The sequence below is a fragment of the Pseudomonadota bacterium genome (genome assembly GCA_041395565.1).
Lineage (GTDB): Bacteria > Pseudomonadota > Gammaproteobacteria > UBA9214 > UBA9214 > UBA9214.
The window spans coordinates 72764-83847 of record JAWLAI010000011.1 but is presented as its reverse complement, the minus strand read 5'-3'; the positions used below and the strand labels follow the sequence as shown (position 1 = coordinate 83847).

Annotated in this window: 12 protein-coding genes and 1 tRNA gene; 5 read left to right on the top strand and 8 right to left on the bottom strand. The window is 64.8% G+C overall.

Features of this window, described 5'->3' with window-relative positions:
• The coding region (locus R3F42_16270; protein ID MEZ5543570.1) for a DUF6498-containing protein at window positions 1–1074 on the top strand (1074 nt) is incomplete at its 5' end.
• A gap of 405 nt (window positions 1075–1479) precedes the next feature.
• A complete protein-coding gene (locus R3F42_16265; GenBank protein ID MEZ5543569.1) occupies window positions 1480–2034 on the top strand; it encodes a TerB family tellurite resistance protein in 555 nt (184 codons plus the stop codon).
• A 168-nt stretch (window positions 2035–2202) separates the two neighbouring features.
• On the opposite strand, the gene R3F42_16260 is transcribed toward R3F42_16265, so the two are convergent.
• Both R3F42_16260 and lexA read right to left on the bottom strand, forming a co-directional pair.
• A complete protein-coding gene (locus R3F42_16260) occupies window positions 2203–2796 on the bottom strand; it encodes a SulA-like leucine-rich domain-containing protein (GenBank protein ID MEZ5543568.1) in 594 nt (197 codons plus the stop codon).
• Window positions 2796–3404, bottom strand: coding sequence for a transcriptional repressor LexA (gene lexA, locus R3F42_16255; GenBank protein MEZ5543567.1), 609 nt, complete (start codon window positions 3402–3404; stop codon window positions 2796–2798). The genes R3F42_16260 and lexA overlap by 1 nt, the downstream gene beginning before the upstream one ends.
• Window positions 3405–3590: 186 nt before the next feature.
• Here lexA and ispG point away from each other — a divergent pair, with 186 nt between their 5' ends.
• Window positions 3591–4826, top strand: a complete 1236-nt coding sequence (gene ispG, locus R3F42_16250; GenBank protein ID MEZ5543566.1) for a flavodoxin-dependent (E)-4-hydroxy-3-methylbut-2-enyl-diphosphate synthase — start codon at window positions 3591–3593, stop codon at window positions 4824–4826.
• Between the two features lie 346 nt (window positions 4827–5172).
• Here the strand turns inward: ispG and R3F42_16245 are convergent, their stop codons facing one another.
• A complete protein-coding gene (locus R3F42_16245; protein ID MEZ5543565.1) occupies window positions 5173–5376 on the bottom strand; it encodes a hypothetical protein in 204 nt (67 codons plus the stop codon).
• Window positions 5377–5680: 304 nt separating this feature from the next.
• Here R3F42_16245 and R3F42_16240 point away from each other — a divergent pair, with 304 nt between their 5' ends.
• Both R3F42_16240 and R3F42_16235 read left to right on the top strand, forming a co-directional pair.
• A complete protein-coding gene (locus R3F42_16240) occupies window positions 5681–5869 on the top strand; it encodes a hypothetical protein (protein ID MEZ5543564.1) in 189 nt (62 codons plus the stop codon).
• A 216-nt stretch (window positions 5870–6085) separates the two neighbouring features.
• Window positions 6086–6289 (top strand): cold-shock protein, encoded by a 204-nt coding sequence (locus tag R3F42_16235; protein ID MEZ5543563.1) that lies wholly within the window; start codon window positions 6086–6088, stop codon window positions 6287–6289.
• Window positions 6290–6365: 76 nt separating this feature from the next.
• Here the strand turns inward: R3F42_16235 and R3F42_16230 are convergent, their stop codons facing one another.
• The 5 genes from R3F42_16230 to birA all read right to left on the bottom strand — a co-directional run bounded on the left by R3F42_16230 (window position 6366) and on the right by birA (window position 10977).
• Window positions 6366–8297, bottom strand: a complete 1932-nt coding sequence (locus R3F42_16230; GenBank protein ID MEZ5543562.1) for an EAL domain-containing protein — start codon at window positions 8295–8297, stop codon at window positions 6366–6368.
• Window positions 8298–8442: 145 nt separating this feature from the next.
• A tRNA-Thr gene (locus R3F42_16225) sits at window positions 8443–8518 on the bottom strand.
• Window positions 8519–8582: 64 nt separating this feature from the next.
• Window positions 8583–9257 (bottom strand): hypothetical protein, encoded by a 675-nt coding sequence (locus R3F42_16220; GenBank protein ID MEZ5543561.1) that lies wholly within the window; start codon window positions 9255–9257, stop codon window positions 8583–8585.
• On the bottom strand, window positions 9257–10000 hold the full coding sequence (locus R3F42_16215; protein MEZ5543560.1) for a type III pantothenate kinase: 744 nt from the start codon (window positions 9998–10000) through the stop codon (window positions 9257–9259). Before R3F42_16215 ends, R3F42_16220 begins: the two co-directional genes overlap by 1 nt.
• Window positions 9997–10977, bottom strand: coding sequence for a bifunctional biotin--[acetyl-CoA-carboxylase] ligase/biotin operon repressor BirA (birA, locus tag R3F42_16210; GenBank protein MEZ5543559.1), 981 nt, complete (start codon window positions 10975–10977; stop codon window positions 9997–9999). Before birA ends, R3F42_16215 begins: the two co-directional genes overlap by 4 nt.
• Window positions 10978–11084: the final 107 nt, after the last annotated feature.

Here is an 11084-nt window from a genome sequence, read left to right as displayed (position 1 = left end):
CAGGCCGCGGGCAGCTGGGTCGCCCTTGACGGCCTGTTCAACCTGACCATGGCGCTGTTCACGACGGCCTGGCTCCTGGGCTGGTCGCTGGGTCTTGCCGTGCTCTATGGCCTGCTCGCGCTGCTCGGGTTCGGACGGGAGGTCGTGGTACTGCGGCCCGGCAGCGTGGAAGTCCGGCTCGGGCTGCCGCTGCTGTTCGTACGGTTCCGGCTCGATCCGACCCGCATCACCAACCTGCACCGTCGGATACCGGAACCGGGCGCCGGCACGGCCTGGCGCGGTCCGCACCTCGCGTTCGACTACGCGGGGACGCGGATGGAACTCGGCTCGGACCTCGACCCGGCTACCGCCGAAGGGCTGGCCGAGCGGATCCGCGCATTGCCGGTCACAACTGTGGCCGCGGCACCGGGCTTTTTCCTGAGCGCGCCACGCCGGTTGCCCGGGGACGTCGCACAGGCAGCCGAGACCGAGCCGGCGGCATCCTCTACTGCAGCTGACGGTTCGCGACTGACCGCGCTGGCGCTGCTTGCCGCCAACCTCGTACCCATCGCCGGCGTACTGCTGTTCGGATGGGATCTCGGACGGCTCATGGTCCTGTTCTGGGCGGAAAGCGCCGTCATCGGATGCTTCAACCTGCTGAAAATGGCCGTGGTGCAGCGCTGGGCGGCGCTCTTCACGGGGCTGCTGTTTGTCAGCCATTTCGGCGCCTTCATGGCAGTACATTTCCTGTTCGTGTTCGAGTTGTTCGTGGCGCGACAAGGCAGCGGCGACAGCGCGCTGGCGGATGTCGGCAGATACCTGTATGCGCTCTGGCCGGCACTGCTGGCGTTGCTGCTCAGTCACGGTTTGTCGTTCTACTACCATTTCATCGGCCAGGGCGAATACCGTCGCCAGCGCCCGCGGGAGCTGATGCGCGGGCCCTACGACCGGATCATGATCATGCACGTCACCGTGATCATCGGCGGCGGCCTGAGCCTCGCCCTGGGCAGCCCGGTTGCCGCCCTGTTACTGCCTGTCACGCTCAAGATCGCAGTCGACATCAGGGCGCATCGTCGGTCGCACCTGCGCTCGTGAGCCGGATCACCGCGCGGATGCAGCGGTGCGCCCGAGCGCAGCCGGGTGGCCGGATCGCGAATGGCAGCGAGAGCGCCTCCCGACGAACCCGGATGGGTTTGATGCACTGACCGGTGGCCGGTCACGCCAGCCTGCCAAAATGGCAGCATGATGGGCGACACCAGAACCTGTCTCGCCATTCCACGTGTGCCGCGCTGCCGACCGCAACCCGGTCGCAACCCACTGGGACCGCGCACTTTTTTTCATCTGGCAGCGCTGCAGTCCACCTGTAGCGACGGCAACTCCGCGCCCACCGCGTTTTGCCAAGCCAACAAATCGCCGCCGCTGCGGGGTATAGCGGGACAGGTTCTACATCGCCGGAGATTTCAGCCGTTAAATCAAGGACTGCCAGAGCGGAAACCGTGCATGCACATCGTACTCGCCATCCTGTCATCGGTCGCCGGCCTGATCTGGGCCCTTGTTGCGCTGCAGCGTTCCGGATTCAACCCTGACTCGATCAACCCGTTGCTTTGGCTGCGCCGTTCGCGCTGGCGCAGACAGTACAACACCCCGGCCCTGTATCGTCTGGACGATCCGATGGATGTTGCCGCCGTGCTGCTGCTGGGCACGGCGAAGTGCGAGGGAGAGATCAGCAGCGGGCAGAAACACGCGCTCCGAACCCTGTTCGAGCAGGAATTCAAGCTTGACGGCAACGCGGCCTCCGACCTGATGCTGGCCAGCGCGCATCTCATTCGCGACGAGATCTACCTGGTCGACAAGCTGGACCGGATCCTCGAAGCCAGCAGTTCCCGCTTCACACCGGAACAGGCAACCGCGCTGCTGGCGATGATGACCCGGATCGGCACGCTGGAATCCGCGCTCAACGCAGAGCAACGCAAGCTGATCACGGCCACGGAACGCTATTTCGAGCGATGTTTTGCCAGCCGCCAGGGCTGGAGGGCGAACGCGACACGGAGTTGACCGGGCTGACGGCCAAGGATCACGCAGCACGCAACGGCATCCCCAGCGCAGGCGCTGCGCCATACGCCTTGCTACAGCGCTACCGGCAATGCTGACGGCCAGCCCCGGCGGCACGGTGATGCCGCGAGAGCAGGACATCCTCCGCCATCCGGTGGTACCTCGGGTACGCTAGATACTGATACCCGCCAGGGTCTCGCCGTTGCCGTTCACGCGATACAGCACCCGGCCCGCCCCGGTGACATCGAGCCTGAGCCGCAGGTCCACGGCACTGCGCCGCGTTGCCAGCCCGGCATAGCGAAACAGGATACCCAGACAACGACCTGCCGCAGCCGCCTTCCGCAGCCGCTTGCCCATGAGTTCGGTATTGCATCCCGGCCAGGCCAGCACGGCCGCGCAGGCACCGGTCTCCAGCAGTGATTCGACCGTCCACAGGGCACTGCGACCCGGATGCGGGTTGACCTGCAGCACGCGATTGGCATTGATCTCCGCATCGGCATACAGGCTCGCGCGAGCCTCGAACGGAGGCGTGACCAGCGCCAGCATCCGGCCCTGCTGCCCCAGGCGACGCAGGACCGGCAGCACCAGACCCATGGCATCGGCCAGCATGTCCGGCACGATGATCTCCACCACGCCGTGCCGCGGCCAGCCGCCAGCCGGCAGCAGTTCATCCAGGCCGGATATCCCGCTGGACACGACGCCTGCCCCACCCGCCGCAGTGCGCTCCCAGGCGTTCAGATGATGCAATTTTGTCACGGTATTCATCAAGCTATCTCCTTACGCAATATGCCGACGGCCAAACCCTCGATCACCAGTTCCTGCTCGCGCAGATCGACGCGAATGGGCTCGTAGTCCGGATTTTCCGGCAGTAAACGCACAACCGCCCCGCGCTGCCGGAAGCGCTTCACGGTGACGTCGTCGCCCAGCCTGGCGACCACGACCTGGCCGTTTTCGGCCCGCGCTGTGCGATGTACGGCCAGCAGGTCGCCATCCAGGATGCCGATGTCACGCATGCTGTCGCCGCGCACGCGCAGCAGATAATCCGCAGCCGGGTAAAACAGGGCGGGTTCGACCTGGCAGTAATCCTCGATGTTCTGCTCGGCCAGGATCGGCGCACCGGCCGCGACACGGCCGATCACCGGCAGGCCGTAATCCTCTTCCAGCAGGCGGATCCCGCGCGAGGCGCCGGGAACCAGCTCGATGTAGCCCTTGCGCTCCAGCGCACGCAGATGGTCTTCCGCGGCATTCGGGGAGCGGAAGCCAAGGCTGTCGGCGATCTCGGCGCGGGTAGGCGGACACCCCTCCTCCACGACGTGCGCGCGGATAAGTTCTAGAATCTCGGCCTGGCGTGCAGTCAGCGTATCCTGGGTCATATGCGGCTACTGGTTATCCGTACAGTAGCTGTGATTATATCCAGTCCCGCCGGACTTGCAAGCCTGCCCGACCCGGCCGCTCCCTGGCGCCGGTCCCGACGGGACACGGCCCGCCGCCGACGCGCCGGAACTGTACCGCCGGAACGATTTTTCATTATCATAGCCGCAACGAGGTCCAGCCCACCCATGACAACAGCCGCGCACCCGATTCATACCCGCCACAGCATCCCCGTCCGGGTCGGCGCCGTCGTCATCGGCGGCAGCGCCCCGGTGGCGGTGCAGTCGATGACCAACACCGACACTGCGGATGTAGCGGCCACCGTGCAACAGGTGCGCGCACTGGCTCGGGCCGGCTCCGAGCTGGTCCGCATCACGGTCAATTCCGAGGCCGCTGCCGCGGCAGTGCCGCTCATCGCGGAGCAACTGGCGCGGGATGGCGAGTCAACCGTGCCGCTGATCGGGGATTTCCATTTCAACGGACACAAGCTGCTGGCGCAGTACCCGGACTGCGCCCGGGCGCTGGCCAAGTACCGCATCAATCCCGGCAATGTGGGGCGCGGCCGCAAGCGCGACGAACAGTTCGCGCAGATGATCGAATGCGCCTGCCGCTACGACAAGCCGGTGCGCATCGGCGTCAACTGGGGCAGCCTGGACCAGGCCCTGGTGGCGCGCCTGATGGATGCCAACTCACAGCGCCCGGACCCGCTCGACGCACGCGAGATCATGCACGAAATCATGGTGACCTCGGCGCTGGAAAGCGCCGCGCAAGCGGAGGCGCTCGGCCTGCCGCGCGATCACATCATCCTGTCAGCAAAAATGAGCGGCGTGCAAGATCTGATCGCGGTCTACCGCTTGCTGTCCGCGCAATGCGACTACGCCCTGCACCTGGGTCTGACCGAGGCCGGCATGGGCACCAAGGGCATCGTGGCATCGACCGCCGCCCTGGCGGTGCTGCTGCAGGACGGGATCGGCGATACCATTCGCATCTCCCTCACACCGGAACCCGGTGGTGAGCGCACCCGCGAGGTGGCCGTCGCGCAGGAGCTGCTGCAGTCGATGGGCCTGCGCCACTTCACCCCCGCGGTGATCGCCTGTCCGGGCTGCGGCCGCACCACGAGCACGTTCTTCCAGCAGCTCGCGCAGGAAATCGAGGCGCACCTGCGCCTGCAGATGCCCTACTGGCGACAGCATTACCCGGGGGTCGAGGAGATGAAGGTGGCCGTGATGGGCTGCGTCGTCAACGGACCGGGCGAGAGCAAGCACGCGGATATCGGCATCAGCCTGCCGGGCAGCGGTGAAACACCGGTTGCACCGGTCTATATCGACGGCACCAAATCGGTCACGCTCAAGGGCAGCGGCATCGCTGCCGAGTTTCGCCAGCTGGTCGACGATTACGTCAGACGCCGTTATGGCAGAGACTAGCACCTGTCTCAAATTTGGAAAATCCTGCGGCGGCCATGTTTTTCGTCATTCCGGCGCAGGCCGGAATCCAGTATTTCGCGGGTTTTCTGGATGCCCGCCTGCGCGGGCATGACGATGTGAGAATGCTTGTGCCAATTTTGAGATAGGTTCTAGAACCTGTCACACGATCCCGCGGAACCGCGTTGCGGTCGTGAATGCAGCCTGACCCAGGCCGTTACCTCGGCCGCCATGCGGTCTCACCGCTCCTGACTCCCGCGGCGCTGGACAATGTCGCGCAGCACAGGGAAGAGCGCATCTCAGCCCCGTGCGCACTGCAGCAGCGGTCGGTCGAATACCGGCAACCGGTTCAGCGTTGCACAGACTCCACCGCGGGCAGCAGGGCAGCGGGAGCGGTGGCTGGCGTTTGCGCCTGCAGCAGCCAGGGCCACTCGGCGAGATGCTCGGCCAGCGGCGGGGCGACCGTGGCCGGGGCGGAGAAAACGATGGATGTCAGCACGACGGCGCAGAACACAACCAGACCGATAAAACCGATCGAGTTGAACATTTTCATACTGCGAACGCGCAACGCCGACCCCTCCTGACAATGCAGTGGTCACGGGACCGCCCCACCACTGCAACCTTGTTCGTACCGGGGGATATCGGCCGTTTTCCGCCACACTACAGTCTTCCGGAAAAAACCATGATCCGGATCACGATCCGCCACGCCGGGGTCGGCGGCGGGCCGGCAAGGCGGGCACGAGTGGCACGGTCATTCGGTATCTCATTGTTTATTTTGCATTCAGCCACTCAAGTGGCCACCCGCCCGGCCGCTAAGCTGACAGCGAACATCCGCGTCGCGACGCCTGGGGGGGGTCATGAAACATCGCACGGACAGACGCAAGGCCAAAGACACGGGGCACGATCCGCTGGAAGACAACGGCCGCGCGCAGTTTGCCCGGGAACGGCGCAAGCGCCGCGACCGGCGCATGGAAAACCTGGATCTGGAAGAACGCCAGCTGCTGCTCTCGGAGATGCCGTGGCTTACGCTGAACAAGCGACCGTAACCCGCAACGCTGCAATAACTAGCGCAATTCCGCCACGCTTGGTGTACTATCCCTTCTGACGAGGTACGGACGGATGCAACTGCAGCCGCCTCGGACCCGGCATGCGTTTCAGTTGCACGTTTCAGGTTGTATCGGAATTATAGATTGACCCTCCTGCACAGGCCCTGCACGGTTTGCGATTGAAATTTCGTTTTTTTTGTTTCGAGGTAAGTTTTAATGGCGACAGGTACTGTTAAGTGGTTCAACGAGTCCAAGGGTTTCGGCTTTATCGCGCCCAGCGATGGTGGTGAGGATGTGTTCGTACACTACTCCGCCATCGTCGGCGATGGCTTCAAGACCCTGACTGAAGGCCAGAGCGTTACGTTCGATGTCGAGCAGGGCCCCAAGGGCCTGCAGGCGAGCAACGTGAAGGCGGCCTGAACCAGAGTCACTCTGCTGAAAGGAGAGCCCCGCTGCTGCGGGGCTCTTCGTTTGGGGTCCGGAATCCGCTGCCGGCTCAGGCGCCGGCAGCGGTCTGTACCTGCCAGTCGCTGTCACCGAGGAAGGCGAGGAAATCCCGGGGCGCCAGCGGCCGGCTGATCAGATACCCCTGCACCATATCGCAGCGCATCCCCCGCAGCACCTCCAGCGTTTCCTCGGTTTCGACCCCCTCCGCGATGGTTTTCAGGCCCAGGTTATGGGCCAGATCGATGGTGGAGCGGACAATTATCGCATCATCGCTGTCCCGCACCATATCGCGCACAAAGGAGCGATCGATCTTCAGTTTCTGCACCGGCATGCGTTTCAGGTAGCTCAGCGACGAATAGCCGGTACCGAAGTCATCGATGGACAACTGCAGGCCCATCGCGTGCAGCCGGCTCAGAATCTCGAAACTGAGCTCGGGATCCATCATTACTGCGCTCTCGGTGATCTCGAGCGTCAACAGGTTCCCCGCGAGCCCGTGATAGGACAGGATCTCCCCGACCTGTTCCGGCAGCCTGGGATCACGCAGGTTGTGGGCGGAAAGATTGACCGCGACACCGATCCGGTAACCCGACTGCACACACAGTTTGCAGAAGCGCACCGCGTGTTCGACCATCTGCAGGGTGAACGGCTTGATGAGGCCGGTCTGCTCGAGTATGGGGATGAACTCGACCGGCGATACCAGGCCGTGACCGGGGCGCGTCCAGCGCGCCAGGGCTTCCGCGCCGATGATCAGCCCGGTTTGCAGGTCCAGCTTCGGCTGGAAGGCCGCATCGATCTCCCATTGCTGGATGGCGAGATGCAGGTCCCTGACCAGTTCGAGACGCTCCGGACGGTTGGTATCCATCGCCTCGTCGTAAATGAAGATATCGTTGCGGTTGCGCTTGGCGATATACATCGCGACGTCCGCGCATTTCATCAGTGCCGATGGATGTGCGCCGTGTTCGGGACAGACCGCAATGCCCATGCTGGCGCCCACAGAACAGGCCGTCTGCCCGATCAGCACCGGCGTCTTGAGGGCGGCACCGAGCCGTTCGGCAACGGCAAGCGCCTCGTTCTTGCCCGCCGCCGGTATCACTACCGCGAACTCGTCTCCGCCCAACCGCCCGATGGTGTCTTCCTCGCACAGGACGTTCCGGAACAGCTCGCCGATCTTGATCAGTAACTGATCGCCCGTACCATGCCCCAGGGTATCGTTCACTTCCTTGAAGTGGTCCAGGTCGATCATGATCAGCGCCACACCTTCCCCGTTGTGCCGTGCGCTGATGATCGACTGTTCCAGGCGATCGAGCACCAGCGTTCGGTTCGGCAGACCGGTGAGTGGATCGTGCACCGCAAGATGCTTGAGTTCGCGGTTGGCGGCGATCAGTTTCTGGTTAAGTCGCTCCAGCTTGTCCCGGTAGGCGTCGGCAGCCAGCCTGGCCGCCTGCAGCTCCTCGAATGCCATGGCATTCTCGATCGCTATACTGACCTGGCCGGCGAAGAGGGTGAGCAGCTCCAGGTCTTCCGCCGCGAAGGCCTGGCCGTCCACCTTGCGCATGCAGGCGATACCGCCGAGGAAACGATGCTTGCCGACCAGTGGCACCAGGATCACCGCTGCGCCGTCGCCTTCCCAGCGGTTGCCGTCGCGCTCCGCCAGCGCCTCGGTCAGCCCCTGCCACCAGGCGCGGCGGTGGCGCAGCACCCAGCCGCACAGGCCGACCTCTACAGGCAGCTCGGTGTCGCGCAAATCATCGGCATTCACACCACACGCCGCCCGGTAGGTGTAGCGCATCCCGTCGTCCGACAAGATGGGAATGGCAACGGTCTCGACCCGGAGCAATTCGCGCGCGCTGCTGGCAACGGTATCGAACACTTTCTGCAGGTTGTGCTCGCTGCCGACCATCTGGGTGATCTGGCTGAGCAGCTGAAATTCCTGCTCCTTGCGTCTGAGCTGCGCTGCAAGGGATTGTTTGCTAGCCGTCACGCTTTACATCCTTGTAAAGACCGTCACCGGAGAAGAGACATGCCGGCGCCCGAGTTCATGGCGCCTCAGGACGTATCGGCCCGGAATCAGACCGCTTTAGATGCTACCGGCACTGCTGGCTGCCGGGATGGCGGGAACTGGGGAATGGAGCCGGCGAGAGGAATCGAACCCCCGACATCTTCATTACAAGTGAAGCGCTCTACCATCTGAGCTACGCCGGCAGCCTGTCCGGCAGGACAGGGCTGATAGTGTATTGTAAGGCCACAGCAGCTGCAATTGACGCGGTCACAGACACGCCATGGGCTGCAGCAGCAGCCCGGGATACCGGTCCATCACCTCTGCCACTATCGGCGCAGCCTCGTGCCGTCCCCGGAATTCCAGCCAGTAGCTGTCCCGGGTCGCGTGGCGCGGCTCGAGCATCGCATCCAGACCCATCTCCTGTAACTGCCGTTGCCTGATCTCGGCACGCGCGCTGTCCCGGAAGGTGCCCAGCGAAATGAAATTGTCCTTGCCGATGTAGTACTCGTGGTCGCCCTGCGCATCCAGCTGTCGGGCTATCTCCATTGCCGCAGCCCGCGTCATCGACGGCAGGTAGACCCAGTAGCTGCTTTCCTGCCGGTCCGCGCTGACGCGCTGTCGTGGCTCGAGACCGTGCCGGTCGAGCTGCGCGGCCACCGCGCGTGCATCCGCCTCCGCCAGGAACGGTCCCAGTCGCTGGCAGACCGCCGTGCCACCGGCACCGGGCGGATCCGTCCTGGTGAGCGCATCGACCCCGTCGGCATCCTGCTCCAGCACGGCTGCGGAGTGCTGTTGCATCTCCTGCAGGGTCACCAGTGGCTTGGCCGAGGCCGGCAGCGGCGGCAATTCACGTTGCTGCTGTTCGGGCGTACCGGCAGCAAACAGGTTCCAGCCGAAATAGGCTACGTTGAGGATCAGCAACAGGTACACGAGATGGCGCATCAAGTATCTCCGGCGAGTAAGGCGATCCCTTTCAGGACCAGATCCGCATCGTAACTAAAGGCCGGTAGCAGCTGCGGCGTCAGCAGCGTCGCCGCGCCTCCGGTGAGCACGAGTTCGGGCCGCAGTCCCGTGGCCGTCGCCATGTCGGCCACGATACGCTCGATCGCCGCCGCCGCGGCATAGAGTGTGCCGCTGTAGATGGCAGCGTCGGTGTCGCGCGCAAGCAGCACCGGCTCCCGCTGACCGTGCACCCGGGGAAGCTGTGCGGTTCGGGTTCCCAGCGCATGCCGCATCATCGTCACGCCCGGGAGGATCTGGCCACCGCGATGCTGACCGGCCGTGTCGATCAGGTCGATGGTGATCGCCGTACCGCAGTCCACCACGCAGACCGCGCCACGGATCGCGTGCCATGCCGCAATCATCGCCGCCCAGCGATCCGCGCCGAGCTGTGCCGGCTCGGTGTAGGCGTTCGTTATACCGGCCGCCTGCCGGGCGGCCCGGACGAACGCTGGCTGCAGCTGCCAGGCGCGCTCGACCCAGGCGCACAACCGGGTCGCGCGCACGCCACCGGCCACGTTCGCTGCCATGACGCGGCCAGGCGCGGGCAGCGCGCCCCAAGCCTGCTCCATCTGCGCGTCGGGATCGCCACCGGCATGCTCAAAGCGGCCTGTTTGCACGAACTGCAAACCGTTCGCACAGGCCCATTTGACGGAAGTATTGCCGATATCCACCAGCAGGTTCATGCCGTGACCCGCACGCTGACCTCGCCGGATGTGAAGCGCCTCCGGCCGCTGTCGGTATCGACAAGCAAGGCCCCGCCCGCGTCGATGCCACGGGCCAGGCCCTGCACCACCGTGTCGTGCAGGTGCACGTTCACCGGGCGCCCGCCGACCAAGTCGTAACGTTGCCAGTCGGTCATGAATGGCTGCAACCCGTCCGTTTCGAATGCCTGCAACGCCGGCAACAGCTCGTCGAGCAGTCCGGCCGCCAGCCGGTTGCGGGAGATGTCCCCGGTCCCTGTCACCGTTCGCAGGTCGGTCCAGGTCTGGTCTATGTCCCGCGCGGCGGTCGGCGGCATGGCGACATTGATACCGACGCCGACCACGACCGCGCAGGGTCCCGCCGCTTCACCGGCCACATCGATCAGGATACCGGCCAGCTTGGCAGCGCCCGCGATCACGTCGTTGGGCCATTTCAGGCCGGCCGCCGTCACCCCGAATGCCCGCAGGCAGCGCAACACGGCAATCCCGGCCACCAGGCTCAGTCCGCCCAGGGCCGCCGCACCCAGCGGCGTCCGCCAGAGCAGCGAGAGATAGAGATTCGAGGCAAACGGCGAGACCCAGCGCCGGCCGCGCCGGCCGCGGCCGCCGTGCTGCATTTCGGCGAGGCAGATCGTGCCGGACGACGCGCCATCCAGTGCCCTTTGGCGCAGACGCGAATTGGTCGAATCGGTCTCGAGCAATACCTCGAGCGGACCGAGGAGCGGCCGCGCGCCCATGCCGACATGCGACAGGATGCTGTCCGCATCGAGCAACTCGCAGGCATTGCGCAGGCGGTACCCCCGGCCACGCACGGTTTCCAGCTCGATACCGAGTTCGCGCAGTGCGCTGAGGTGTTTCCAGACTGCCATGCGACTGACGCCAAGCGCAGCGCCAAGGGCCGCTCCAGAATGATATTCACCGTCAGCGAGACGGTTCAGTAACTGACCCCGCAGTAGCATCGCGCAAGAGTAACACAGAACCTAACGCCGCTATTCCCAGACCCGCAGCCGTGGCGGCTTTGTTGCGTGGCGCCCTGCTGCGATCGGGATCTGCCGCTGCTGCATGT